The following is a 26,153-nucleotide window of genomic DNA, read 5'->3' as shown; positions in this document are numbered from 1 at the left end:
TGTTCAATAGAACAAAAGCTATTCGCTAGCAGCTGTCAGCTAATAGCTCAAAAAACCTACAGTTTGCTGCCATATGACAGGTCGCCGGCGTCGCCGAGGCCGGGCACGATGTAGGCCTGCTCGTTGAGGTCGTCGTCGAGGGCGGCCAGCCAGAGCGTGGCTTCGGGCACTTCGCGCGTGACGTACTCGACGCCCTGGGGCGAGGCAATAACGGCCGCAATGTACACCTGCCGGGGCGTGCCGAAGCGCAGCATGGCCCGGTAAGTCTGCACCAGGCTTTTGCCCGAGGCCAGCATGGGGTCCACCAGAATCAGCACCCGGCCGTCGAGGCTGGGGGCCGAGAGGTAATCGACCTGCACCTGCACCTGGGCTGTGCCCTCGATGCGGTAAGCGGCCGCAAACGCCGAGGGCGACTGATCGAAGTAATTGAGAAAGCCTTGGTGAAACGGCAGGCCGGCGCGCAGCACGGTGGCCAGCACCGGGAAATCGGACAGGTGCATGCTGCTGGATTCGCCCAGCGGGGTGCGCACGGTTTTGTTGGTGAAATCGAGGCCGGCGCTGATGTTGTAGGCCATGATTTCGCCCAGCCGCTGCAGGTTGCGGCGAAAGCGCAGCGAATCTTTTTGCACATCTACGTCGCGCAGCTCGGCCAGGAAGTGGTTGGCGATGGAAGGTTGGGCGCACAGAATCCGCACGCGGGCATTGGCGTGGGCGGCGGCAGTAGAGTCGGCAGAATTGGGCGTTAGCGCATCCATTTCAGGTACCAGGGGCGTTGGGAGGTGAACGATAAGGCCGCGTACGGGACGGACGCGGCCCCGAAGTTGGCGAAAAAACGGGCAATGGCGGGCAGCATCCCGCCCTCAAAATCGAGCACCAGCCCCGGCGTACCGGCGTGGCGGCGGATGGCATCATCAAGCAGTAGCACCGGCGCGGCGGCCTTTTTGCCCTCATCAGAGGCGGCGGCGAACAGGTAAATCAGGCGGCTGCGGTAGCGCACAAACAGGGCGCCGGCCAGCAGGGCGCCGGTTTCGGGCTGGCGCACGGCCCGGGCTTCGAGCAGCTGCCGGCTGTGCAGCTCGGCCAGCAGCCGGCGCAGGCGGGCGTAGTGGCGCGGGCGCAGGCCGGCGGCGGGGCCTTTGGTTTGCTGAAACAGGGCCAGCAACGGCGCGGCGTCGGGCAGATTGGTTACGGCCAGCGGGGCGGCGGCGGCTTCGTGGCGCAGCAGCCGGCGGCGGTAGTCGGCGCAGTAGCCGGCCCGCATGGTTTGGTAGTCGGAACTGAGGTCGAGTTGGTAGGTCTGCCGGGCTTCAACGGCGAAATCTTTGGCTACGTCGGGCAGGCCGTTGGCCTCGTTGAGCTGGGTGTAGAAGCGAGCGTAGCGCCGGGCCAGCTGCGGCAGTTCGGGGCCAATGGCGGGGGCGCTTTCAACGCAGGAAAGCAGGCCCAACTGCTGGGTGAAGGGCGGCTGGTACACCTGCCGCCCGCCCGGCCGCCACTTGGCGGGTAGCGGCCAGACGCTGAGGTAGCGGCCATCGGACGCCACTTGCACCAGCGCATCCCAGCGGCCGGCCGTGGCCTGCAGCCACCAGCTGTGCGCGTACGGCACCGGCTGCCGCGCCCGGGCCACGCAGGCATCCCAGGCAGGTAGGTCGAGTTGGGAAAAGCGCAGCAGGCGAAGCGGGGGCATGGGGTAAAGGTAGGCGGTGGGTGAATGAGTGGCTCGGTGAACGGGTGAATGACAGTTCGGCCAGTGCCTCAATCTTTCACCCACCGAAACTCCGTAGTTTTGTGTCTCCGTCAGCCCGTTCCGGCGCGGCGGGCTTCAACCTATGAAAAAACCTACCCTGCTGCTGGCTGTGCTGGCACTGCTGGCCGCGCCGGCCGCCGCCCAGGATACGCCCCCCACCCGCCCCACCGACGGCAAGGGCAACTGGCTCATGTACGACCAGCCGCCCAAGCCCGCCCGGCCCTACAACCCGGCGCTGGATGAGCCCCAGGTGGGCCGGGGCACCAAAACCACGATGGGCACCACTTACGTGCCGCTCGACAACGACATCTACCGGCTCATCGACCGTTACGCCATTCTGCAGGGCTCCGATTCGCTGGGCGATATTCATACCTCGGTGCGGCCCTACACCCGGGCCGCGGTGGCCCAACTGGCCGAGCGTATGCTGGCCGACTCCAGCGCCGGCCTCTCGGCCCAGGACCGCTTTAACGTGCGCTACCTGCTGCGCGACAACTGGCACGACACCCGGCTCGATTCGGCCACCAATGCCCGCTCCAACCCCTACCTGGGCTTTCTCTACCAGCGCCACTCCGACCTGTACAGCGTGGAAACGCCCGACTTCTCGTTGCGCGTGAACCCGGTGGCGGGCCTGAGCCTGGGCAACAACGACGGAGCCAAAAACTACGCCTTCCTCAATACCCGCGGCGTGCAGATTGAGGGCACCGTGGACCAGCGCCTGGGTTTCTACGCCTTCCTGGCCGACAACCAGATGGCCGTGCCGTTTTATGTGCAGGAGCGAATTGAGCGCGACCGGGCTGTACCGCACGAGGGCTTCTGGAAGCCGTTCAAAACCACGCCCGGCCAGTACGACTTCCTCTCGGCCCGCGGCTACGTAAGCTACGCCGCCGGCCGCCACGTAAGCCTGCAACTGGGCCACGACCGCAACCAGATTGGCAACGGCTACCGCAGCCTCATTCTGTCGGACTACTCCTCGCCCTACCTGTTCTTCAAGATTCAGACCCGGGTCTGGAAGTTCAAGTACCAGAACCTGTTCGCCCAGCTCATCACCGACCCCTCGGACCGGGACGACGTGTATGACCGCAAGTTTCTGGCTCTGCACCACCTGAGCCTCGATGTACTGCCCAACCTCAACATCGGCGTGTTCGAGAGCGTCATATCAGGCTCGCGGAGCCGCGATACGGTGCTGGTGAGGGGCGTTCCGCAGTACAAGCACCGCAACACGCTCGAGCTGCAGTACCTTAACCCGGTTATTTTTTACCGCTCCATCGAGCAGAATGTGGGTTCGGCCGATGGCAACGCGTTGTTTGGCATCGACTTTAAATGGAACATCAAAAAGCAGGTGCAGCTCTACGGTCAGCTTGTGCTCGATGAGTTTAGACTGAATGATATTCGGGCCGGCAATGGGTCGTGGACCAACAAGCAGGCCGTGCAGCTTGGGGCCAAGTACCTCAACGTGGCCGGCATCCGGAACTTCGATTTGCAGGGCGAGTTCAACTTCATCCGGCCCTTCACCTACCAGGCCCGGGATAAGTATGCCGACTACCAACACGCCGCCCAGCCGCTGGCCCACCCCATGGGCGCCAACCTCTGGGAGCTGATCGGCATTGCCAGTTACCAGCCTCTGCCCCGCCTGCACGTGGTAGGCAAAGGCTTTTTTGTGAAGCAGGGCCTCGACCCGGTGGGCCAGAACTACGGCTCCAACGTGCTGCTGCCCTACACCACCCGCCCCGCCGAGGAGGGCTTTTTCGTGGGCAGCGGCATCACCTCCTACCTGCTGCACACCGACCTGACGGCCTCCTACCAGGCGGCCCATAACCTGTTCATCGACGGCAAGCTTGTTTACCGCCACCGCACGTTCTCGGGCAACGAGCCCGTACCCGCCTATTACACCGCCGACGGCGGGGCCCTGGCTTCCATCGCCCTGCGCTGGAACATTGCCCAGCGCCTGCACGAGTTTTAACCGGTGACTGAGTGACTGAGCGCAAGTTCTGTTACTCAGTCACTCAGTCACTCAGTCACTCAGTCACTCCAACATGCGCCACGACTCTGCTACGGTGCTACTTTACCGGCCCGTGGGGCAGGCAGAACTGGATTGGATTGCCGCCTCCGACTGGTTAGAGCTTCCGTTGCAGGGGTTGGAGCCGCGGGTTTTTTACCTGACCCAACCGACTGCCGAACCAATGGGCAGCGGTGCCGACTACCTGCTGCGCCTTACCGTGGATGCTGATTACGCCGCTCATTTCGAGGTGGTGGCGACTGACCGGCAACCGGAGCAGCTGCGCGTACCCGCCGCCGAACTTGCCGGGTTCAACCACCAGCTTGTGGGCCGCATTGAGGTAGTGGGGCTACTGCCGCCAGGGTAGTTGAGTAGGCGTGGCCTTTTTATCCGGCATTTTCACCCGTTTATCGGACTGTATATAATTTTCATCTAATAGTATAATTATTTCCGAAACCTGGCGGCCGCCGCCCGTATTGTAGTTTCGTTATCACACCTTCCTGCACGCCAACCCATACTATCTGCCATGGTAGCAAAACGGGCTGCCGGCGCGAATAAGAGCCAGTTGGTTCAGCTGGAAGGGAAGTGGTAGCGGTTCAGCTCTACGCATGACCAAACCATTACTATTGAAGGTGCCAGGCACCCGCACTGCCGCGCGCTGGGGGCTGGCCGTGTTGCTCCTGAGCGGGGCACTGGCAACGCCGGCGCGAGCCCAGGGCAAATACCTGACCCAGGAAGGTGCTGCCAGTTTCTTCTCCACCAGCATCATCGAAGACATCGAGGCCACTACCAAGCAGGTAGCGGCCGTTTTCGACCTGCATAGCGGGCAGCTGGCGTTCAGCATTCCGGTAAAGTCGTTCGCGTTCAAACGCACCCTCATGCAGGAGCACTTCAACGAGAACTACCTGGAGTCGGACAAGTATCCGAAGGCCACTTTCCGCGGGCGCATCGTCGATCTGGATATGGGCAAGCTGCTCAAGGACGGCCAGCGGGTATCGGTGGAAGGCGACATCACTATTCATGGCGTTACGCGGCGGCTCACGGTGCCGGGGGCGCTGGCCTTTAGCCAGGGTAGCCTGCTCGTCAACGCCTACTTCAGCATTTCGCCGGCCGACTATGGCATTGAAATTCCGCGGCTGGTACGCGAGAACATTGCCAAAATTGTGGGCATCAAAGTCAGCCTGATCTGCGAGCCGGTGTCCCAGCTGTCGGCCAAGTAGCTTCCTGATTCAACTTTTACTTATTTCTCTTTTTTCCTCTTTTCATGAATAAGCTCACCTCTCTGTTCTTTGCCCTGGGCGTAGTGGCCCTCGGCGCCTGCAACAACGACGACGACGACAACGTGACGCCGGCTAACACGATGATGACCGTTTCGGCCACTCTCGACAACAAGCAAGCCGTACCGACTACCGTTTCGACTGCCACCGGCATGATGACCGGCACTTTCGACAAGACTACGAAAGTGCTCCAGTACAACGTGACCTACCAGGGCCTGAGCCCCACAATGGGCCACCTGCACTTCGGCAAGCCCGGCAAGAAAGGCAACATAGCCGTGGGCTTCAACGACGTGAGCAAGTCGCCCATTACGGGCACGGTTACCCTGCAGCCTTCCACCGCCGACAGCCTGATGGCCGGCCAGATTTATGTGAACCTGCACAGCACGGCCTACCCGGGTGGTGAAATCCGCGGCAACGTAACGGCCAAGTAAGTCAGTGGCCTTTTCGGCCCTTTATCAGCTTTGTAAAAGCCCTCCGTGCCTTTGGTGCGGAGGGCTTTTTGCGGCTTGGGCAGTAGTGTGGCGCGCATAGCCCGCCCGATGCTCTACCTTTGCGGCTGCCCATGAAAACCTACCTCCGCATTCTGCAGTACGCCCGGCCTTGGGCGGCTTTCCTGCCCCAGTACCTGCTGTACACCGTGCTGACTATCTTTTTCAGCATCGGCAACTTCACGCTCATCATTCCGCTGCTGAGCGTACTCTTCGACAAAACGGACAAGGTGCAGGTGGCCGCGCCTACAGTGCTGCCCGATTTCAAACCCACCATCAGTTGGGTTACCGATACGTTCCAGTACTTTTTTGCCGGTGTACTGGAAGATCGGGGCAAGTTGGGGGCGCTGGCCTTCGTGTGCGGGGTGGTGGTGGTATCGGTGCTGCTGAGCAATGTGTTCCGCTACCTGAGTTTGCGCCTGCTGGCCACGGTGCGGGCCCGCGTCATCCGTAACCTGCGCCGCGACCTTTACTACCGCATCATCGGGCTGCAGTTGGGCTTTTTTGGGGGCGAGCGAAAGGGCGATTTGATGTCGCGCTTCACGGCCGATGTGCAGGAAGTGGAAACGTCGGTGGTAAATACCATGACGGCCATTATCAAGGAGCCGCTCACCATCATTGCCTACTTCGTAGTGCTGTTTCACCTCTCGGTGCCCCTCACGCTGTTTACGCTGGTGCTACTGCCCATATCGGGGGGCATTATTGCCACCGTGGCCAAGCGTCTGCGTACCCAGGCCAAGCAGAGCCAGAGTACGCTTGGCTCCATGCTGTCGGTGATTGACGAAACGCTGGGCGGCATCCGGGTTATCAAGGCCTTTAACGCCCAGAATTACATCAAGGGCAAGTTTGAGGAGCAGAACGACCAGTACGCCCGCACCTCGCGCCGCATCGACAACACCCGCGACTTGGCCTCGCCCTTCTCCGAATTTGCGGGCGTTTCGGTTGTGGCCGGGCTGCTGTACTTCGGCGGCTCCCTGATTCTGGGCGGGCAGTCGACGCTGGATGGCGAAACGTTTATCGGCTATGTGATTCTGTTTTCGCAGGTGCTCACGCCGGCTAAGGCCCTGTCGTCGTCGTTTGGCAACATCCAGCGCGGGCTGGTGGCCGGCGAGCGGGTACTGAGCATCATCGATACCGAGCCCCTGATTCGCGACAAGCCCGACGCGCAGGTGCTCCCACCCTTCCAGGACCGCATTGAGCTGCGCAACTTACGCTTCGGCTACGGCGAAGCCACAGTGCTCGACGACATTAACCTAACGATTGGGAAAGGCAAAACGGTAGCGCTGGTAGGCCCCAGTGGCGGTGGCAAAAGCACCCTGGCCGACCTGCTGCCCCGCTTCTACGACCCCACCGGCGGCCAGCTGCTCATCGACGGCCACGACGTGCGCGACTGCACCCTGCACTCGGTACGCGACCAGATGGGCATCGTCACGCAGGAGAGCATCCTGTTCAACGACACCATTTTCAACAACATCCGCTTCAACACCGAGGCCACCGAGGCGGAGGTGATGGAGGCGGCCCGCATTGCCAACGCCCACGAATTTATCGTGGCCACGCCCGAGGGCTACCAGACCATTATCGGCGACCGGGGCTCGCGTCTCTCGGGTGGCCAGCGCCAACGCCTGAGCATTGCGCGGGCTATTCTGCGCAACCCGCCCATTCTTATTTTAGATGAAGCTACTTCGGCCCTCGACACCGAGAGCGAGCAGCTGGTGCAGCAGGCCCTCACGCGCCTCATGCAGAATCGCACCAGCCTCGTAATTGCCCACCGCCTGAGCACCGTGCAGCACGCCGATGAAATTATTGTGCTTCAGCACGGCCGCATTGTGGAGCGCGGCACCCACGAGCAGTTGCTACGGCAGGCCGGAGGCCTCTACCAGCGCCTGAGCACCATGCAGGCGGCCAACGGCGGGCTGGTCTGAGGGCCCGCAATACGCGCTTAAGCTGAACTATGGATTCACGCTGCCTATTTGTAAAGTACTATATTTAGTCCGCCTATTCGGTTTAACCGTATGAATAGGCTATTTTCCCCTCCTGCTTTACCTTTCTGATATGCTTGCTCTTAAACGTCTGGTTACGATTCTGGTCATGGTTTTCCTGGTGCTGGCGCTGCTGGTGCTGCTACTGCCCTCGGTGCAGGCCAGCTTCGTGGGCATGGCTGGCTCGGCAGAAAGCCTCTACTACACGCTGCTGGTAGTAGCCGTGGTATTGCTGGGCCTGCACTTAATCACCGAAAACCTCGATAGCACCTTGCTACGCCGTGAAATGGCAGCCTCAGAGCGCAAAATCAATGAGTTGAAGGCCCGCCTCTACGACCAGCAGATGGAGCAGCAGCGGGCCGCTGAGCGCCCACCTGTTTCGCCCCGCACCGGCGTTACCACCTACCCCGATCAGTCGCTCTACCCGCAGTCGGACCCCGGCCTGAGCAACGCCCCGTTGCAGCAGCCCGATTCCATCATTCCGCCCGCCGATGGCAGCTCCCGGCCGTTGTAAGCCCCGTTTTCGTGACTCCTCCCCTTTCGCTTACCGAGCAAATTCGCGCCGAGCTAACCGAGGCGCAGACTGTACTGACGCAGTTCGTACAGAACCCGGCCAACCTAGCCGCCATCGAGCAGGCCGCCCGCCTCATGGCTGATTCGCTACGGCAGGGTGGTAAAATCCTGACCTGCGGCAACGGTGGCTCACTCTGCGACGCCCAGCACTTTGCCGAAGAACTGACCGGCCGCTACCGCCAGAACCGTCCTGCCCTGGCGGCTATTGCCCTCACCGAAGCCTCGCACATGAGCTGCGTAGCCAACGATTTCGGCTACGAGTACGTGTTCAGCCGCTACGTAGAGGCTCTGGGCCGGCCGGGCGATGTGCTGCTGGCCATCAGCACCAGCGGTAACTCGCCCAACATTCTGCGCGCCGCCGAAGCTGCCCGCGCCGCCGGGATGCGCGTAGTGAGCCTCACGGGCAAAGATGGCGGCCTGCTGGCCAACCTGAGCGACGTGGAAATCCGCCCCCCGCACACCGGCTACGCCGACCGGATTCAGGAAATCCACATAAAGGCCATTCACATCATGATTTTGCTGATTGAGCAGTTGGTCGCCGAGCCAGCCTCCGGCGACGGGGGGACAAGGTAAAAAGAACGTCATTCAGCGCGAAGCGAAAAATCTCGCGGGCAATCGTAATCTACCCATCAGGTTACCATTACCCGCGGGGTTCTTCGCTTGGCGCTGAATGACGTTCTTTTGCCAGCAGAAAAGCTATCAGCTAGTCGCTACGGGCCAACAGCTCAACCCATGCACATTGCCGTTTTCAGCCAGTACCACACCAACCCCGACTGTCCGGCTACCAGCCGGCACTACTCGTTGCTGGCCCAGCTGGCCCAAACGCACCGCATCACGCTCATCAGCACCCGCACCTGGGAGCCCCAGCGCCTGACGCACGAGTTTCCGTGGGTACCGCCCGGTGTAGAGTTACACGCCGCTGACATTGCCTACGAGAACCATATGGGAGTGGCCCGGCGCGGGCTGGCCTTCGCGCAGTACGCCGCCTACGCTGTGCGCGAGGGGTTGCGCATAGACAAGCCCGACGTTATCTGGGGCATCAGCACGCCGCTTACGGCCGCCTGGGCCGCGGCGCAGGTGGCGCGGTGGCGGCGGGTGCCGTGGGTATTTGAGGTGCAGGATTTGTGGCCCGAATTCCCGATTGCCATGGGCGCCGTACCTAGCCCGCTGGCCCGCCGGGCCCTCTACCGCCTCGAAGGCCGGCTCTACCAGCAGGCCCGGGCCATCGTTACGCTCTCGCCCGATATGAGCCGCCACGTGCGCCACATTGGCCAGGCCGCCGGCTCGCGCTGGCCCTTCGATCCGGCCAAAGTGCACACCAGCCTCAACGGCACCGACCTGGAGCTGGCCGCCCGCGCCACCGACGCGGCTGTAGCGGCACTACGCCGCGAACAGCAGCTGGAGGGCAAGCGGGTAATTCTGTACGCCGGCACGTTTGGGCGGGCCAATGCCATTCCGCTGCTGCTGGCGGCGGCCGAGGCGCTGGCCGCCACCCAGCCTGATGTGGTGTGGCTGTTTATGGGCCTGGGTTTTTATGCCAATGAGCTGGCCGCCGCCGCCCGGCGTTGCTCCGCTATCCGGGTGGTTGCGCCGCAGCCGCGCCATGCGGTGTTCAGCTGGTTTCGGCTGGCCGAAGTGTCGGTGGCACCCTTCCTGGGCCTGCTGGTGCTCGATTCCAACTCGCCGGCCAAGTTCTACGATAGCCTCGCCGTGGGCACCCCGGTTATCGTGACCAATTCGGGCTGGACGCGGGAGTGGGTGGAGCGCCACGGCTGCGGCTGGTACTCGCCTGCCAACGATGCGCCGGCCCTGGCCCAACTTCTTACAGAACTACTGGCCCAGCCGGCGCAGCTACGGGAGGCCGGGATCAGGGGCCAAAAGCTGGCTGCCGCCGAATTCGACCGCCAGCAGATAGGAAAAGGGATGCAATATATTCTAGAGCAAGCTGCTGAACGAACAACCTGACCCATATACTTTCTAGGACTAGTTATTTACTTTGTTATACCTGAATCTTACTCAATATTGCTTTTAGGCGATTTGAGGACCGATTTTATGGGAACTACTTCCTGCTTGCTGACCACCTCGTCGTAGTACTTGCACCAGCCAGTAAGCGGGCATTGGGCGCATTTCGGCTGCCGGGCCACGCAGACGTAGCGGCCGTGCAGAATCAGCCAATGATGGGCCTTTGGAATCAGGCTTTCGGGGATGTGCCGCACTAGCTCTTTCTCTACAGCCAGCGGCGTAGTAGCCGTTTTGGGCACCAGCCCCAGCCGGTGCGACACCCGAAAAACGTGCGTATCGACGGCCATAGCCGGCTGGTTATATACTACCGATACGATGACATTGGCCGTTTTACGGCCCACGCCAGGCAGCCGCTGCAGCTCCTCAATGGTTGCAGGCACTTCCCCCTCGAACTCCTGCGCCAGCATCCGCCCCAGTCCCGCCAGGTGCTTGGCCTTGTTATTAGGGTAGGAGATGCTACGGATGAACGGAAAAATATCGTCGGGCGTAGCGGCAGCCAGGTGCGCGGGCGTCGGGAACTGCGCCAGTAGTGCGGGCGTCACCAAGTTCACGCGCTTATCGGTGCATTGGGCGCTGAGCACTACGGCCACTAACAGCTCGTAGGGGTTGGCAAAAGACAGCTCGGTTTCCGGCTCCGGAAAGTGCGTGGTGAAGTAGTCGGTGAAATGGCGGTACCGCTCGGCTTTGCGCATGGGGCAACATTACGAAGAAACCTGAAAACTACCGCTCCGGCAGCTCTCAAAACCTAAAAAGCCGCGCCACGGCCGGTGAGGGCAGCAGCGCGGCAAGGACCGGCGGGGCAGAATGCGGAAGCTTATTTTAGCTGCGGAAACGTGCGGGAGTACTGCAAAATCGTTTCGGTAGTGCGGGCCGAAGGCGCGGTGCGTAGGCCGTCGAGGCTGCTTTGGGCCAGCAGCAGGTCGGCGCAGGTCGCCGCCAGTTCGGAGTCGTGGAGCAGGGCCTGCTCTACGTCGCGCTGCTCATCAGCCGGTAACTCGTTGTACACGTACCGGAGCAGGGTCTCTTGGGTAAAGATTTTGATCATAGAAAACAGGTTGCGCGGCCATTTTTTTCCGCAGGTTGATCAGCGCATAGCGCATCCGCCCCAGCGCCGTATTAATGCTGACCCCCGTTGCATCGGCAATTTCCTGGAAGCTCATATCGCCGTAATGGCGCATGAGCAACACCTCCTTTTGCGCGGCGGGCAGCTCCTGAATCAGGCCCCGCAGCCGCTCGTGGGTTTCTTCCCGGGTGAGCATGGAGTCGGTACCTTCTTCTGCCAACGACAACGAATTGAAGTGGTGACTTGTTGTGTCGAGCGCCACCAAAGGGCTACGTTTTTCGCGCCGGAAGCTGTCGATAGCCATATTGTGGGCGATACGGCAGATCCAGGAAGAAAACTTTCCCTCCTCGTTATAGCGCCCGCTTTTGAGGGTATGAATGGCTTTGATGAAAGTATCCTGCAACAGGTCTTCGGCCGTGTCGGGGTCGCGCACTATCAGTTGGATAGTGGTGAATACACGGCCTTTATGCCGCTCCAGCAGTTGGGCGAAAGCACCTTCCTGACCAGCAATGTAGAGGGAAATGAGCGCGGAATCGCTCGGCTGCGGGGTGTCCATAAAGGCCATGGGATTGATAAAGACTACGAAAAAACTTAAAACGTAGAGCTTTACACCATAGACCGCAGCTGGGGGAGAAAAAGGGGCCGGTGAAGGACGGATGAAGAACCGGCAGAAACCAAATGTAAAGAACCGCTCCGCCATTCACAACGGCCCACTGCCGAAAATGCCAAAATATTTTCTACTCCACTCATACTACCGTATTGTCCGGCGGCCATATTCTGGTGCTCCACCGGCTGCCACCAACGCTGTCCGCGCTTCCGGTTTCCCGCTAAATCCAACACCAGCAGGGCTTCCCGACCTCACTCTCCCTGGCAGGAGGCAAAGCCCGGAAGCCCACGAATTTGAATGCTCAGCGGTACTGTTAGCGGCTTAGCTGGGTGCTGAGCGCCTGAATTTCCTTCTCCAGGCCGGGGGCGGGAGTGGTGCCTCCCGCCAGGGCGGCAGTGCGCTGCTCCAATAGCGCCGTGAGCTGCTGCAGCTGCGCAAAACGGCTGGCAGCGCGCTCGAGCTGCGGTACCAGCGCCGCCAGGTTGGCCGTAGTTGGAATCGTGACGGTAGTAGTGCTGCCGCCCGTAGCCACCTTGTCGGCGCGGGCAATGGCGGCGGGCGTGAGCATATCGTCGCGCAGCAGCACCACGTTGCCTTCCATGGTTACGGCCTGCCCGTTCTGGAGCAGCTGGCGGGTAACGCCGTTGCGGATCAGGCGGCCATCGGGGCGCAGTTCGAAGCCGTTGCTGAGCGGCAGGGTTTCGGTGAGCCGGGTTTCCTGGCCCCCGAGCAGCCGGTAAGTCTGGCTGCCGCGCCGAAAGGCTCCATCTTTAAGTTGGGTAGCGGCTGGGTAGGCCTCGGGGGTGGTTTGGGCATGGGCAGCAAGGCCGGGGGCCAGCAGCAAGCCCGCCGCCAGCAGCAGGCCAGGGATAAGGGGATAGTTACGCATTGGAGGGAAGAGGTAAAGCCCGTAAACGGATTTAAGTAGCCAAGATATACGGCTCCCGGCCGATTTCAGCTTGCCACTCCAGCCAGTGCGGTAACCCGGTGGGCCGCGCCGACTGCTACCCCGTAGTTCCTGCGCAACCAAACCACGCGCTTACCTTTGCCGGGCGGCCACTTTTCCGGTCCTTCACCTTATGCCCTCCCCTGCTTCCGCTGCCCCCTGGCACGACCCCTACGCCGCGCTACGGCTGCCGGATTTTCGCCGCTACCTGCTGGCCCGCATCAGTCTCACGCTGGCCACCCGCATTATGGGTTTGGTTATCGGCTGGCAGATTTTCAAGCTCACCAACGACCCGCTGGCCCTGGGCCTGATTGGGCTGGCCGAGGCGGTGCCCAGCATCGGCGTGTCGCTCTATGCCGGCCACGTGGCCGACTCGGTGAACCGCAAAAATATCATCGTGGCCACCGTAGCGGGCCTGCTGCTGTGCGCGGCCACACTGTGGGTGCTGGCCTCGCCAGCCGGGCTACTACTGCTGGCCCGCAATGCGTTCTACACGCTGCCGCTCTACGCCGTTATCTTCATCAGCGGCATTGCCCGCGGCTTTATGGGGCCGGCGGCGTTTTCGTTCATGCCCCAGCTGCTGCCCCCCGGCCGCCAGCACCTGGCCAACGCCATCACCTGGAACAGCACCACCTGGCAGGCTGCCTCGGTGGTCGGCCCCGCCATTGGGGGCTACCTGATTGCCCACCTGGGCATTGCCAACGCCTACCTGACGGCTACGGTACTGCTGGTGGTGGCGCTGGGGCTGTTTGCCAGCATTGCACCCCGGCCGCTGCCCGCACTGGTGGGCGCCAAGGAAGACCTGAAAACCAGCGTGCTCAGCGGCATTCGCTTCATCTGGAGCAACCAGCTCATTCTGGCCGCTATTTCGCTCGATCTGTTTGCCGTGCTCTTTGGGGGCGCAGTAGCGCTGCTGCCGGTGTTTGCGGTCGATATTCTGAAAGTGGGGGCCGACGGGCTGGGCCATCTGGAGGCCGCCCCGGCCGTGGGCTCGGTGCTCATGGCCACGCTGCTCACCTACTTTCCGCTACGCCGCCACGCCGGCCGCAAGCTGCTGTGGGCCGTGGCCGGGTTTGGGGTGGCTACCATTGGCTTCGCGCTGTCCACCAACATCTGGCTCTCGCTGCTGCTGCTGTTCTTCACCGGCGTTTTCGATTCAGTATCCGTCATTGTGCGTTCCACGCTGCTGCACACCTTCACGCCCGAGCACATTAAGGGCCGTGTGTCGGCCGTCAACAACATCTTCATCGGCTCATCCAACGAAATCGGCTCCTTCGAGTCGGGGGCGGTGGCCAAGCTGATGGGCACGGTGGCCTCAGTGGTGTTCGGTGGCACGATGACCCTGGTAGTCGTAGGCCTGACGGCCCTGAAAGCCGACAAACTCCGCCGACTGGACATGACCCCGGTGAAGGAGCAAGAAGCTGCTTAGAGCAAGTCTCACCGACTCATTTTACCGCTGCTGCTGCCTTTTACCAGCTGTTTTTTGGGCGGATCGTCGGTGGTAGGAGCAGGCTTGGGGCGCTCCGTATGCTTGAAAATCCACTCCCGGATTTCGGTCAGTGCTTTGGGGGAGAAGACCGGTTGCTGCTCCCCGTTTACCACCGGCCAGTCCTTCATTTCGGGCTGAAACCAATGATTGACGCCCGCCAGCCGCCGGCTGGTAACCAGCGTACTCTTCAGGCCCTTGCGCAGCGGCGTCTGGTTTTGGTTAGCCGCCACCTGCAAATCGTCGGCGCCGCTGAGCAGCAGCACCGGGCACGCTACCTGCCCGAGCGTTCGGGTAGGATCAAAATCGAGGAAGTAGCGCGACCAGGGCGAGGTTAGCTGCACGGCGCGGGCGCGGGCCATGTGCGGGTCGAGGTCGGTGTTGTTGAAGCGGAGCAGCCCGGCCACCTTGCCGCGGGCCTGGTTGTCGTTGGGCGTCTGGCGGATGATACTGATCATCTCCTGGTTGAGCGCCAGCGCTGCCTTCACCTGCGCCGGATTCGAACCGATGAGACGCAGAATCTCCAGCTGCTGCCGCTGAATGATGGAACGGCCCGGCACCCCGTAGGGCGCCAGCGCCACCACAAAGGCCGGAGCCGCCGGGCCGGACTCAGCCGCGGCCAGCAGCGCCACATTGGCGCCCTCGCCGTGCCCCAGCAGCCCCAGGTAGCGCGCATCAAACAAGCGGCGGCTGCGCAGAAACACCAGCGCCGCCTGCGCGTCGCTCACTACATCGGCGGTAGTAGTATTAAAGTGGCTGCCCTGCGACTGGCCCACGCCCCGGTCATCAAAGCGCAGCACGGCAATGCCGCGACGGGTGAGGTGGTCGGCCAGCGAGCCGAACAGGCGGTAGTCCTGCTCGGCCACGTCGCGGTCGTGCGGGCCCGAGTCGGAGAGCAGCACCACGGCCGGAAACGGCCCCGGCCCGGCAGGCGTGGTGAGCGTGCCGGCCAGCCGGATCTGGGCATCCTTATTATAGAAGCTCACCTCTTCTTCGCGATAGGGCGGTGTGAGGCGGGGTTTGCCGGCCACTGCGGCGGGCTTAGTGGCTTTGAGGCGGGTGAGCGTGAGGGGACCCTTAAGCCCCGGCTGGCTCCAGGTGCCCTGCAGGGTGGTGCCGTTTTTCAGGATTTTGCCCTCGAAGCGGCTGCCCGCCTGTTCAATGCTCACCGTAATATCGGTGCCCTTTACGGTGGCCGTGGCCGGCATGCGGCTGATGCGCTGCTGGGGCAAGTCGAGGGCCGCGTAGTAGCTGCCGTTTGTTAGCGGCACAATGGTGAGGATGAGTTTAAGCTCGCCGCCGGGCACTTTCAGCGGGCCGGCCCATTGGCCGTTGAGTTTGGGTGGCTCAGCGGCCCAAACCGGGCTAAAAACAAAGCTAAACAGCAGAAAGAAGAGGAACAGTTTCTTCATAAAGTCAAATTTGATAACGGTTTTCTTCCGCTACTGGGGCAGTAGCGAATTGAAATTATCAAATTTGACGGAAATTCATTCTCTCATGTTGCGCGGTCCTCCTCGGAACGCGTAAAAAGACAGTTTGCGGGTCAAAAAGCCCCTGTTTTTTCACCCCGCCCGCCGCTGCCACAGTCAGCCCCGGCGCCCCCTACTCACGCCGGCCCGGCTCGCGGGCAGCAAGCCGGGCCGGGGGGCAGTTTTGGGTGGCCGTAGCCGACACCGATGGCTGCCGCCGCTACCCCACTACCGGGCGCGGCGCGGCGGCAGTCGGCACACCCGGATTTACAACGTACTCGGCGGCTTTGGCAGCATCGGTGAGGCGCCAGTAGGCCTCGCCGACGGCGCACAGCTGCACCAGCTGCCGGTACAGCCCGTTGGCAAACCGGACGCGGCCCTGCGTGGCCCCGGCCCGGCTGCTCTCGGCCTCGCGGCGGTCGGCCAGAAAATCGACAAAGGCCGCGTTCTGGGTGTCGATGTCGGCCAGCATGGCCTCGGTGAGGCCCACCCCCGCGTACTCGGCCAGGTAGCGCCGGCCCTGCTTGGTGAGCATGGTGGCCCCCAGGTGCAGCTTGGCATCCGACATGGCGGTAATGCTGCTGGCCCCAAACCGCTTGTAGCGGGCCGAGCGCGGGTCGTCCTGGCTGGCAATAATACCCAGCACCTGCTGCATGGCCGTTTCCAGCGCGATGCGCACGGCGTCTTTGCCTTCGGTTACCGTTACGCCCTGCTGCACCATCACCGTGTCGGGGTCCATGTCGCCAAACTCCTCGGTGTCGTGTTTGAATTGGGCAATGCGGGCGGCCGTTACGCCGCGTGGGGCCAGCAGGGCCGCGTCGCGGTCGAGGGCCGGCAGCAGGTCGAGGCAGCGCTGCCAGAGGGCGGCCTGCGCGAAGGGGTACTCGGCAATGGGGTCTTTGGCAAGCATGCGCACTAAACGGTTAGGGTGAAAACGAAATGCGCCGACGCCAGCCCGGCCCCGGCCGGGCGATAAGCTACTAAAGTCCAGTCGTTTCACCAACCACCTCAACGGTAAATCTTTCGCCGGCACCCGCCATCCGCCCCGCCCCCGCCGAAACGCCCACTACCCGACCCGAAGCCCCTGCACAAGCAACCGAAGCCCCGGCGCAACAAACCCAACACTGCCCGCAAGCAACCAAAGCCCCCGCGCAGGCAACCGATAGGCCTACGCAGGCAACTGAAGCCCTTCCGCAGGCAACCAAAGACAATCCGCAAGCTCCCGAAGAAGATTCTCAAGCTACTGCCGCTGCTTCCGCCGCCCGGGCTGGGGCTTGGGGTGGGGTGGTGGGGAGGGCTGTAGCTATTTAGGTAGTGGGGGGAGGGAGGAGGAGCCGATAGGTTTAGAAAGCAACGGCTACTGTGGTTGCCTCCGATAATAGCTTTAGCGCATGCAAGGCATTAGCCACGCAGTCGGGTGCGCTGTAGTTGGTATGAATGAAGAGTTGGCGCCCTTGCAGAGTAGTTTCTTTGTATCCGATACCGTCTTTCGGCTTGTTCCAGCTGAATAAGAACGTCTTTTTACCCGCCTTATCAGGAAATGGAATGGGGGTTGACGGGCAGTGTTGAAGCACATACATACTGACCTGTACCAGTATGTCTTTCCATGATTTTAACGCAACCACAGTGCTATCAGGTAGCTGTAGTTGCTTGGGTTTTTGCCCCGGAGTTAGTTGACGTGGCTTTATATCATCTAAGCTTATAAAGCCCGATTTGCTACCGGCAGAAGCTGGCGTATGAGTCTTGGCGGCCCGCTGAGTTTTCGGTTCCGGTTTATGGAGAGCTACGGGTACTGATATTTCAGTAAGCTGGTTTATTGTAATTCCGTGCCCACTTCGGCCAGCATCCAGCCATTGAATAAGCTGCAAGGCAGCCGTTAGCAAGTCGTCTTCCAGTAAGGAAAACGCAACGACCTCGGTATTGCCTTTGTGCAAATTAGCGTAGCAGTGCCACTGCAAACCGTCGGTGATGAAGACGGTCTGTACTTTGAAGCCCAGCGCATAGCCCAGCACCTTGCTCACATACCCATGCTTGTCAAGGCTGGCCCCCAGGCTTTTTGCTTCCACTACCAAGCGGGGGTTGCCCTTACTATCGTGCAACAAGTAATCGACCCGTAACTCGCCGCCAATGGTTTTTTCCGGCTCTACCATCCGCACATCGGTCGTATCCCAGCCCAGCGCCCGCAATACCGGGTCAATCAGCGCTGCGCGGGTAGCTGCTTCGTTTTTGCGCAGGAGTTGCGAATTCATCTCGGCGCTGGTGCGAACAGCTTGTAAAACGGCGTAGAGAGCAGCTAGCGGACTGAGAGCGGACATCAATAGGAGTGTAAATAAGCGAACTGCAATGTTAAGAATTTGTGCGCTCCACTCTTTATATAAGTTCACTACCACCCCCGCCGTATCTTCGCCTACCCCAAACCGCGCCGGGCCGAAACCAAATCCGGGCGGCTCGTTGTTACTGCTTCTATGGCCGAAAATTCTGCTTTGCAACTGACCGCCCCCGCGGCCGACCCGATTGACCAGCTCGACCCGCGCGAGTTCATCCTGATTAAAAACGCGCGGGTGCACAACCTCAAAAACCTCAGCGTAGCGCTGCCGCGCAACAAGTTCATCGTGGTCACGGGCCTGTCGGGCTCGGGCAAGTCGAGCCTGGCCTTTGATACGCTGTATGCCGAGGGCCAGCGCATGTACGTGGAGAGCCTGAGCAGCTACGCCCGCCAGTTTCTGGGCCGCATGGACAAGCCCGACGTGGACTACATCCGGGGCATTTCGCCGGCCATTGCCATCGAGCAGAAGGTGAGCATCAAGAACAACCGCTCGACCGTTGGTACCAGCACCGAAATTTACGACTACCTGAAGCTGCTGTTTGCGCGGGTGGGCCGCACCTACTCGCCCGTTAGCGGGGCGCTGGTGAAGAAGGACAACGTGGCCGACGTAGTGGACGACCTCATGCGCCTGCCCGCCGATACGCGGGTGATGCTGCTGGCCCCGCTGCTGCGCTCGGAAGATGGGCGCCCTATGAGCAAGGAGCTGGATTTGCTGCTCCAGAAGGGCTATAGCCGGGTGGTAGTGAACGGCGACACGGCCTTCATTGAAGACCTGGTAGCCGAGGGCCAGCCCGAAGTCAAGGGTACCGTCCTCATCATGATTGACCGCACCGTCATCATCCCGGGTGATGAGGACCTGGCTTTCCGCCTGGCCGACTCGGTGCAGACGGCCTTTTTTGAGGGCCACGGCAGCCTGATTGCCAGTTGCCAGCTGCCAGCCGCGAAGGAAGGCGACCAGCCGCAGCTCCTTGAAAAGACCTTCTCGGATAAATTCGAGCTGGATGGGCTGGCGTTTGAGGAGCCGAGCGTGAACTTCTTCTCCTTCAACAACCCCTACGGCGCCTGCCAGACCTGCGAGGGGTTTGGGTCGGTGCTGGGCATTGACGAGGATTTGGTGATACCGGACAAGAGCCTGACGGTGTACGAGGGGGCCATTGCGCCCTGGCGCACCGACAAGCAGAGCGAGTGGCTCAAGCCGCTCATCAAAAACGGCATCCGCTTCGATTTCCCGATTCACCGGGCCTACAACGAGCTGAGCGAGGCCGAGCGCGCCCTGCTCTGGACGGGCAACAAGTACTTCGACGGGCTGGACGACTACTTTAAGTGGGTGTCGACCCAGAGCCACAAAATCCAGTACCGGGTGCTGCAAAGCCGCTACCGGGGCCGCACCACCTGCCCCGACTGCCGCGGCAGCCGCCTGCGCAAAGACGCCCAGTACGTAAAAATCGAGGGCCAGAGCATTACTGATCTGGTGCTGCTGCCGGTGAGCGAGGCACTGACCTTCTTCGCCGAGCTCGACCTGCCCGCGCATGAGGCCAAGGTGGCCGAGCGGCTGGTAACCGAAATCACGAACCGGCTGGGCTACCTCAACCGGGTGGGCCTGGGCTACCTCACGCTCAACCGCCTCAGCAGCACCCTGAGCGGCGGCGAGAGCCAGCGGATTTCGCTGGCTACCTCCCTCGGCTCGGCCCTGGTGGGCTCAATGTACATTTTGGATGAGCCCTCCATCGGCCTGCACCCCCAGGACGCCGAGCAGCTGATTGGCGTGCTACGCTCGTTGCAGCAGCTGGGCAACACCGTGATTGTGGTGGAGCACGAAGACAAGATGATGCAGCAGGCCGATCAGATTATCGACATCGGCCCCGAGGCCGGTTCGGGTGGCGGCATCCTGCAATTCCAGGGCACCTACGCCGAAGTTCTGACTTCCGACACCTACACCGGCGAGTACTTGAGCGGCCGCCGCGAAGTGGCGGTGCCCAAAACGCGCCGCCCCTGGCGCAACGCCCTGGAGCTGACGGGCGCCCGCGAGAACAACCTCAAGAACGTGAGCGTGAAGTTCCCGCTCAACGTGATGACGGTGGTCACGGGCGTGTCGGGTTCGGGCAAAAGCACCCTGGTCAAGCGCATTCTGGCCCCGGCCCTGCTCAAGCAGCTCGGCGGCGGCGCGGGCGAAAGCACCGGCAAGTTCGACCGTCTCACCGGCGCCGCCGGCCAGGTAACGCACGTCGAGTTCGTCGACCAGAATCCCATCGGCAAGAGCAGCCGCTCGAACCCCGTGACCTACGTAAAGGCCTACGATGCCATCCGGAGCCTGTTTGCCGACCAGCCGCTGGCCAAGGCCCGCGGGTTCAAGCCCTCGCACTTCAGCTTCAATGTGGAAGGCGGGCGCTGCGAGGTGTGCCAGGGCGAGGGCCAGGTGAAAATCGAGATGCAGTTTATGGCCGACATCTTCCTGACCTGCGAGGCCTGCGAGGGCCGCAAGTTCAAGCAGGACGTGCTCGACGTGCAGTTCCAGGGCCAGAGCATCAACGACGTGCTCGAAATGACCATTGAGGACAGCCTGGATTTCTTCAAAGAGCAGAACAAAATCATTGAGCGCCTCAAGCCGCTGGACGACGTGGGCCTGGGCTACATCCGGCTGGGGCAGTCGGCCAACACGCTGAGCGGCGGCGAGGCCCAGCGCGTGAAGCTGGCCTCGTTCCTGACCAAGGGCAACACCCTGCAGAACGATAAAATCCTGTTCATCTTCGATGAGCCCAGCACCGGCCTGCACTTCCACGACATCAACAAGCTCATGCTGGCCCTCAACGCGCTGGTCGAGCAGGGCAACTCGGTGCTCATCATCGAGCACAACATGGACATCATTAAGTGCGCCGACTGGCTCATCGACCTCGGCCCCGAAGGCGGCCTCAACGGCGGCCACCTGCTGTTCGAGGGCACGCCCGAGCAGTTCATCAAGCTAAAGGACTCGAACTCCACGGCGAAGTTTCTGGCCGAGAAGCTGTAATATCTGTGATTACATGAATCTTAACCAGGTAACTGTGCCCGCGCTGGACGTGGCCAAATCGGTGGCATTTTACCAGCAACTGGGGCTGCGGCTGCTAGTGGATGCCTGCCCCCGCTACGCCCGGCTGGAGTGCCCCGATGGAGAAGCCACGTTTTCAATTCATGCCGTGCCGGAGTTGCCCGAGGGGCCGGGCATAACGGTTTACTTTGAGGAGGAGCAACTAGATGAATGGGTAGCTGAGTTGCAAGCGCGCGGCATCGTGTTTGATGAACTGCCTGTGGACCAAAGCTGGCTGTGGCGCGAAGCCCGGTTGCGCGACCCGGCCGGCAACCAGCTCGTTCTGTTTTATGGCGGCGATAACCGCAAAAACCCGCCTTGGCGCGTGTAGAAGCTACTTTCGGGAAGAGTGGCTGATTTTGCGGTTCTTCACCCCATGAACACAACTACCTCGTTTGATACTCCTGCCCCGGCCGGCCGCGCCTGGCGCTGGGCGGCTGCCGCCGCCACGGTGGGCAATATTGCGCTCAACTACGTGTCGCAGGCCTACCCGTTCAATGGGCAGACCAACGCCGCGGTGTCGGGCAAATACCCCACGCCGGTTACGCCGGCCGGCTACGCGTTCAGCATCTGGGGCCTGATTTTCCTGAGTCTGCTGGCCTACGCGGTGTGGCAGCTGCTGCCGGGTCAGCGCCGCAACCCGCTGCCCGATTTGCTGGCCCGGCCGCTGGTGCTGGTGAACGTACTGACGGGCGGCTGGCTGGTGATATTCGCCTACGAGTTGCTGCCGCTGAGCGCGCTGGTAATGGTGGGCATTCTGGCGGCGCTGGCCCTGGCCTACGGGCGGCTGCGGCGGCAGGCCCGGCACGAGCCGGCTACCGTGCCGCTGTGGGTGAACCTGCCGTTCGGGCTGTATCTGGGTTGGATTTCGGTGGCCTTGGTGGTGAATACCACGGTGGCGCTGGGCCAGTACTGGCAGCCGGGGCCGGCCAAGGGCATCGAGTGGGGCATCATCCTGATGGGTATTGTGGCCGGCCTGGCCCTGAACGTAACCAAGCGGTTCCGGGAGCTGGCTTATCCGGCTGCCGTTACCTGGGGCCTGGTGGGCATCTGGGTGGCCCGCAACGGGGTGCCCGACACCCAGTTTCTAGCCGGCGCGGCGCTGCTGGCCGCGGCCGTAGTGGCCGTTGGGGCGCTGGGGCTGGTGTGGGCGGCCCGGCGTGGGCCAACAGTGGGGTAAGCAGGCAAGCCCTAACTTGCACCTCCAACTCTCACCCTTAAAAACTCCCGCGATGCGCAAGAATATGGTGGCCGGCAACTGGAAGATGAACACCACGTTGCCCGAGGCCCAGGCCCTGATTTCCGAGATTGTACACATGGTACAGGATGAAACGACTGGCTCCGAAGTGGAGGTAGTGGTGTGTCCGCCGTTTCCATTTCTGCTGCCGGTGGGCAAGCTGCTGCCCGAGGGCGGAGCCTTCCATTTGGGTGCCCAGAACTGCCACCAGAAAGCCAGCGGCGCGTTTACCGGCGAGGTGTCGGCCGCTATGCTGCAGTCGGTGGGTTGCGAGTACGTTATTCTGGGCCACTCGGAGCGGCGGCAGTATTTCCGCGAGGACGACGAGCTGCTAAGCCAGAAGCTGAAAGCGGCGCTGGCCGCCGGCCTCAAGCCCATCTTCTGCGTGGGCGAAACCCTGGAGACCCGCGAGCAAGGCGACACGTTCAAGCACCTCGAAAAGCAGCTCCAGGACGGCCTGTTCCACCTCTCCAACGAGGAGTTCGATAAGGTAACCGTGGCCTACGAGCCCATCTGGGCGATTGGCACTGGCAAAACCGCCACCAGCGAGCAGGCTCAGGAGGTACACGCTTTCATCCGCGAGCAGCTGGCCCGCGCCTACGACGCCAAGGCCGCCATGGCCACGAGCATCCTCTACGGCGGCTCCTGCAACGCCCAGAACGCCCGCGAGTTGTTCAGCCAGCCCGACGTGGACGGCGGCCTCATCGGCGGCGCGGCCCTCAAGTCGCGCGACTTCACCGACATTATCAAGTCGTTTTAGTTTTTAGTGCCTGGTTGATTGAGCTTCGTGCTTGGTTTGGACGAATTCGGTATCATTTATGAAGCTGCACTTTTGTATCCTGCCCAAGCACGAAGCGCTACCAACTAAGCCCTAACCACCATGCTTCTCCCCTTCCTCCTTTCTGGGCTACTAGCGCTGAACCCATTTGCCGCGCCGCCGCGGGTCCCACTGATGAGTCCGGCGACCGTAGTGGGCTCCATCGACCCTTGCCGTATTTATGGCTCGGTGTACCTGGAGCGCGACCCGCGGCGGCGTGGCTTCTGCTTCGCTACGGTATACCTGGAGCCCGAGGAGGCCTTTGCCGATTTGCTGGTGTACCCGGAAACCAATAAGCTGTTTGCTGATCGCGCCGGCCTCTGGTATTCCACCGAGGCCCGCGACTTTGCCGATTACGCCCTGTTCGTGACCGACAACCGCAACCTGGCCGATTTCTCGTTTCAGTACACCAAAGTGCGCAACTACGCCGGCTGCCGGCAGCGGTAAGCCGATAAATGGGTAACTGCTACTACGCAGCCGCAGTAGCGCTTAAGCGAAAGCACTTCACAACATCACTGCGTAATTTCAGGCACTGCAGAAGTACCCGAAACTTCTCATAGCCCCGAGTCGCAAGCAAAAAGCCCCTGACGCCAGCACGGCTGTCAGGGGCTTTTTGCTTCGTTGGGACTGTCGTTTTGCCAAGCTGGGTTGCCCCTAACTGGCTTCGCACTTATGGCCCGCTCCACTCGTTCACCAAATCAGCGTTTCACCAGCTCTACCCGGCGGTTTTGGGCCCGGCCGGCTTCGGTGGCATTACTGGCCAGGGGATGGGTCTGGCCGAAGCCGGCGGCCTGCAGGCGGTCGGCACTGATGCTGGCGGCGGTGAGGGCGGCCACGACCGATTTAGCACGGGCCTCGGACAACTGTTGGTTGTGAGCCGCCGGGCCCGCGTTGTCGGTGTGGCCCTGCACGGCCAGGCGCAACGTGGGGTTCTGGCGCAGCAGCGTGACCACCTCGGCCACCGTGGCCCCCGACTCGGGCCGGATGGTGGCTTCATCCGTGTCGAAGTTCACGTAGAGCGCCACCCGGCCGTCGGTATCTAGTTTTTTTTTAGCTCGTCGGCCGGAATGGTGGATACCTGCTGGGGCATAGCGGCCCGCTCGGTTACGACCACGTCCATGTAGGTGTCGCCGGGCTGAATCTGGATCCAGACTTCCTTGTCCTTCTGCCGGATGAGGTAAGTATCCACCTGCTCCCCGCTGGAAATATTACCGGCGTACTTTTTATACGTGTCGTTACCCACCTTTTCAATGGCCTCACGCGGCAGCTCGGCCGATGAGACCTGCACGCCGCCCAGGCTCTTGATCAGGTTCTCGTAGTTGCGCTGCTGCATCAGCTCCGAGGTTTTCTTGTTGTCATCAATCACCCGGTACTGCCGGCGCAGCACTTTGCCCTCCACCGGAACCAGCTGCTTGCCGTCGTACACGTAGGAGCGGTCGAACTCATAGTAAGCGCTGTCGCTGGGGTTCGGAAATTTGTAGCCTTTGGGCCCGCTCACGTACGGAAACCGACCCAGGTTGGCCGTGGAAACCGGCACTTTAGTAAGGTCGAACGTTGCGTCGGACGACGGGGTGGCCGTTTCAGCCGGGGTGGTTTCGGTAGGCATGGTTTCAGCCGGCACTTCGGCGGTCGTCGTTTCGGTGGTCGTGGTTGCGTCGGCGGCCGTTTCATCGGCCTCGTTCTTACTGCCGCACCCGGTGAGCAGCGGGGCCAGCAGGGCGGCGGAAAGCAGGTAGCGCAGGGCGTTCTTCATGAGGAGAGTACGTATGGTTAGGCGCTCAAATAAAGCAATATTTGAATTGATGTATATGCCAAGCGGCTGACTACCGGTTGGTAGCCGTGGGAAAACGCCCTTTTTGCCCGACCTTTGCCATCCCATCCAGGGAATATTCCGACTCATAAATTTCTCAACCTGAACATGGATTACGTTGAACTGCGCGTGCAGGCGCCGCAAGAGTTGGCCGACATACTGGTAGCCGAGCTGGCCGAAGTAGGATATAATACCTTCGAAGATAACGACGAGGGCTTCTGCGCCTACATCGACGAAGACCAGTTTGCGCCCGACGCCGTGGCCGAAATTATGGCCCGCTACCAGGGCCAGGGCGAAGTTGAGTTCGACCACCGCATTATTACCCGCCAGAACTGGAACGCCGAGTGGGAGAAGAACTTTGAACCCCTGGTAATTGCCGACCGTGTGTCGGTGCGGGCGCCCTTTCACCCGGCCCGGCCCGAGTTGGCCCACGACATCGTGATTATGCCCCGCATGTCGTTCGGCACCGGCCACCACGACACCACGGCCCTGATGCTGACCAACCAGCTCGACGTAAACCACCAGGGCCAGCGCGTGCTCGACATGGGCTGCGGCACCGGCATTCTGGCCGTAATGGCTGCCCAATTGGGGGCCACCAAGGTACTAGCCGTGGATGTGGAGCCCTGGACGGCCGAAAACGCCGCCGACAACGCCCTTGAAAACAACGTGCAGCACACCGTGGAGGCCCGCCTCGGTGATATTTCGGCCCTGGAAGGCGAGGAGCCCTTCGATATCATCCTGGCCAACATCAACCGCAACGTGTTGCTCGACGACATGCCGGCCTACGCCCGCTACCTGAAACCCGGCGGCCCCATTCTGTTTTCGGGCTTCTACGAGGAAGACCTGGCCCAGATCCGGGGCGCCGCCGAGCAGGCCGGCTTCCGCTACGAAAGCCACCGTACCCAGAACCACTGGGTGTCGGCCATTTTCCGGCAGCCGGCCTAACCCGCCCGCCTCGCGGCCCCGACCAACTGGTCGGGGCCGTTTTTTTTGACGAGAAGCCAGTGACTATCAGAATATAAGTAAAAACGGGTAGAGTAGGAATGTAGCTAGGCAGCCTGCCAAAGCCCTCGGAAAGTGCCGGCTTTTGCCGAAATTGTAGGCGGTTAGCTGACTTAATGCGCAAAAGCCTGCCTGGGCCCGCGCGCAGAGCTGGCTGGCAAGAGTGCAATTTTCAGCAGGCCATGCCGGTTGCCGGCCGGCCCGGCTTATGTATGGTTGATTTGATGAACACGCTACACACTAT

26 protein-coding genes are annotated in these 26,153 nt (G+C 61.6%); 15 read left to right on the top strand and 11 right to left on the bottom strand.

Annotation, left to right across the window (positions count from 1 at the left end; genetic code table 11):
* Positions 1–56 precede the first annotated feature (56 nt).
* Positions 57–755, bottom strand: a complete 699-nt coding sequence (gene upp / locus BLW21_RS19415) for a uracil phosphoribosyltransferase (protein WP_092743532.1) — start codon at positions 753–755, stop codon at positions 57–59.
* The gene (locus BLW21_RS19410; protein ID WP_092743530.1) at positions 743–1,687 is read right to left on the bottom strand and encodes a GNAT family N-acetyltransferase; all 945 of its coding nucleotides are present in this window, start codon (positions 1,685–1,687) and stop codon (positions 743–745) included. The genes upp and BLW21_RS19410 overlap by 13 nt, the downstream gene beginning before the upstream one ends.
* Before the next feature lie 142 nt (positions 1,688–1,829).
* On the opposite strand from BLW21_RS19410, the gene BLW21_RS19405 reads away from it, so the two are divergent.
* From BLW21_RS19405 to BLW21_RS19370, 8 genes are all read left to right on the top strand, one after another.
* Positions 1,830–3,707: a hypothetical protein gene (locus tag BLW21_RS19405; protein WP_092743528.1), complete on the top strand. Its 1,878-nt coding sequence runs from the start codon at positions 1,830–1,832 to the stop codon at positions 3,705–3,707.
* A gap of 73 nt (positions 3,708–3,780) precedes the next feature.
* The gene (locus BLW21_RS21360; protein WP_139255330.1) at positions 3,781–4,110 is read left to right on the top strand and encodes a hypothetical protein; all 330 of its coding nucleotides are present in this window, start codon (positions 3,781–3,783) and stop codon (positions 4,108–4,110) included.
* Positions 4,111–4,351: 241 nt separating this feature from the next.
* On the top strand, positions 4,352–4,963 hold the full coding sequence (locus tag BLW21_RS19395; protein WP_092743524.1) for a YceI family protein: 612 nt from the start codon (positions 4,352–4,354) through the stop codon (positions 4,961–4,963).
* A gap of 44 nt (positions 4,964–5,007) precedes the next feature.
* Positions 5,008–5,451 (top strand): CHRD domain-containing protein, encoded by a 444-nt coding sequence (locus tag BLW21_RS19390; RefSeq protein WP_092743522.1) that lies wholly within the window; start codon positions 5,008–5,010, stop codon positions 5,449–5,451.
* A 131-nt stretch (positions 5,452–5,582) separates the two neighbouring features.
* Entirely contained in the window at positions 5,583–7,430 is a 1,848-nt protein-coding gene (locus BLW21_RS19385; RefSeq protein WP_092743520.1) for an ABC transporter ATP-binding protein, read from the top strand.
* Between the two features lie 130 nt (positions 7,431–7,560).
* Positions 7,561–8,001 carry a hypothetical protein gene (locus tag BLW21_RS19380; RefSeq protein WP_139255329.1) on the top strand — a complete coding sequence of 147 codons (441 nt, stop codon included), beginning with the start codon at positions 7,561–7,563 and terminating at the stop codon, positions 7,999–8,001.
* A gap of 11 nt (positions 8,002–8,012) precedes the next feature.
* Positions 8,013–8,633, top strand: coding sequence for a D-sedoheptulose 7-phosphate isomerase (lpcA, locus tag BLW21_RS19375; protein WP_092743516.1), 621 nt, complete (start codon positions 8,013–8,015; stop codon positions 8,631–8,633).
* A 159-nt stretch (positions 8,634–8,792) separates the two neighbouring features.
* Positions 8,793–10,025 carry a glycosyltransferase family 4 protein gene (locus tag BLW21_RS19370; RefSeq protein ID WP_092743514.1) on the top strand — a complete coding sequence of 411 codons (1,233 nt, stop codon included), beginning with the start codon at positions 8,793–8,795 and terminating at the stop codon, positions 10,023–10,025.
* Between the two features lie 47 nt (positions 10,026–10,072).
* Here BLW21_RS19370 and nth read toward each other — a convergent pair whose 3' ends face one another.
* From nth to BLW21_RS19350, 4 genes are all read right to left on the bottom strand, one after another.
* Positions 10,073–10,774: an endonuclease III gene (nth, locus tag BLW21_RS19365; protein ID WP_092743512.1), complete on the bottom strand. Its 702-nt coding sequence runs from the start codon at positions 10,772–10,774 to the stop codon at positions 10,073–10,075.
* Between the two features lie 122 nt (positions 10,775–10,896).
* Positions 10,897–11,088, bottom strand: a complete 192-nt coding sequence (locus BLW21_RS19360; RefSeq protein WP_245711970.1) for a hypothetical protein — start codon at positions 11,086–11,088, stop codon at positions 10,897–10,899.
* Positions 11,066–11,701 (bottom strand): RNA polymerase sigma factor, encoded by a 636-nt coding sequence (locus BLW21_RS19355; RefSeq protein WP_092743562.1) that lies wholly within the window; start codon positions 11,699–11,701, stop codon positions 11,066–11,068. The genes BLW21_RS19360 and BLW21_RS19355 overlap by 23 nt, the downstream gene beginning before the upstream one ends.
* 364 nt (positions 11,702–12,065) lie before the next feature.
* Positions 12,066–12,641 carry a DUF6799 domain-containing protein gene (locus BLW21_RS19350; RefSeq protein WP_092743508.1) on the bottom strand — a complete coding sequence of 192 codons (576 nt, stop codon included), beginning with the start codon at positions 12,639–12,641 and terminating at the stop codon, positions 12,066–12,068.
* Between the two features lie 190 nt (positions 12,642–12,831).
* Between BLW21_RS19350 and BLW21_RS19345 the strand changes: the two genes are divergently transcribed.
* Positions 12,832–14,127 carry an MFS transporter gene (locus BLW21_RS19345; RefSeq protein ID WP_092743506.1) on the top strand — a complete coding sequence of 432 codons (1,296 nt, stop codon included), beginning with the start codon at positions 12,832–12,834 and terminating at the stop codon, positions 14,125–14,127.
* A gap of 8 nt (positions 14,128–14,135) precedes the next feature.
* Here BLW21_RS19345 and BLW21_RS19340 read toward each other — a convergent pair whose 3' ends face one another.
* From BLW21_RS19340 to BLW21_RS19330, 3 genes are all read right to left on the bottom strand, one after another.
* On the bottom strand, positions 14,136–15,596 hold the full coding sequence (locus tag BLW21_RS19340) for an alpha/beta hydrolase family protein (RefSeq protein ID WP_092743504.1): 1,461 nt from the start codon (positions 15,594–15,596) through the stop codon (positions 14,136–14,138).
* Between the two features lie 277 nt (positions 15,597–15,873).
* Positions 15,874–16,563 (bottom strand): hypothetical protein, encoded by a 690-nt coding sequence (locus BLW21_RS19335; RefSeq protein WP_092743503.1) that lies wholly within the window; start codon positions 16,561–16,563, stop codon positions 15,874–15,876.
* A 433-nt stretch (positions 16,564–16,996) separates the two neighbouring features.
* Entirely contained in the window at positions 16,997–17,968 is a 972-nt protein-coding gene (locus tag BLW21_RS19330; protein WP_092743501.1) for a type I restriction enzyme HsdR N-terminal domain-containing protein, read from the bottom strand.
* A 150-nt stretch (positions 17,969–18,118) separates the two neighbouring features.
* Between BLW21_RS19330 and uvrA the strand changes: the two genes are divergently transcribed.
* From uvrA to BLW21_RS19305, 5 genes are all read left to right on the top strand, one after another.
* Positions 18,119–20,986, top strand: coding sequence for an excinuclease ABC subunit UvrA (gene uvrA / locus BLW21_RS19325; RefSeq protein WP_092743500.1), 2,868 nt, complete (start codon positions 18,119–18,121; stop codon positions 20,984–20,986).
* 13 nt (positions 20,987–20,999) lie between these two features.
* Entirely contained in the window at positions 21,000–21,374 is a 375-nt protein-coding gene (locus BLW21_RS19320; protein WP_092743498.1) for a VOC family protein, read from the top strand.
* Positions 21,375–21,419: 45 nt separating this feature from the next.
* Complete coding sequence (locus BLW21_RS19315) at positions 21,420–22,223, top strand: tryptophan-rich sensory protein (RefSeq protein ID WP_092743497.1); 804 nt, start codon at positions 21,420–21,422, stop codon at positions 22,221–22,223.
* A gap of 52 nt (positions 22,224–22,275) precedes the next feature.
* Entirely contained in the window at positions 22,276–23,040 is a 765-nt protein-coding gene (gene tpiA, locus BLW21_RS19310; RefSeq protein WP_092743495.1) for a triose-phosphate isomerase, read from the top strand.
* Between the two features lie 192 nt (positions 23,041–23,232).
* The gene (locus BLW21_RS19305) at positions 23,233–23,544 is read left to right on the top strand and encodes a 7(1) septoil knot domain-containing protein (RefSeq protein ID WP_175471058.1); all 312 of its coding nucleotides are present in this window, start codon (positions 23,233–23,235) and stop codon (positions 23,542–23,544) included.
* A gap of 251 nt (positions 23,545–23,795) precedes the next feature.
* On the opposite strand, the gene BLW21_RS19300 is transcribed toward BLW21_RS19305, so the two are convergent.
* Positions 23,796–24,122: an OmpA family protein gene (locus tag BLW21_RS19300; RefSeq protein ID WP_175471057.1), complete on the bottom strand. Its 327-nt coding sequence runs from the start codon at positions 24,120–24,122 to the stop codon at positions 23,796–23,798.
* A gap of 14 nt (positions 24,123–24,136) precedes the next feature.
* On the bottom strand, positions 24,137–24,850 hold the full coding sequence (locus BLW21_RS19295) for a hypothetical protein (protein ID WP_092743490.1): 714 nt from the start codon (positions 24,848–24,850) through the stop codon (positions 24,137–24,139).
* 165 nt (positions 24,851–25,015) lie between these two features.
* Here BLW21_RS19295 and prmA point away from each other — a divergent pair, with 165 nt between their 5' ends.
* Complete coding sequence (gene prmA, locus BLW21_RS19290; RefSeq protein WP_092743488.1) at positions 25,016–25,852, top strand: 50S ribosomal protein L11 methyltransferase; 837 nt, start codon at positions 25,016–25,018, stop codon at positions 25,850–25,852.
* Positions 25,853–26,153 lie beyond the last annotated feature (301 nt).

Origin of the sequence: Hymenobacter psychrophilus (assembly GCF_900107135.1) — a bacterium.
Classification (GTDB): domain Bacteria; phylum Bacteroidota; class Bacteroidia; order Cytophagales; family Hymenobacteraceae; genus Hymenobacter; species Hymenobacter psychrophilus.
Note: the sequence above shows the minus strand (reverse complement) of the source record. Positions and strands in the feature narration are given on the sequence as shown.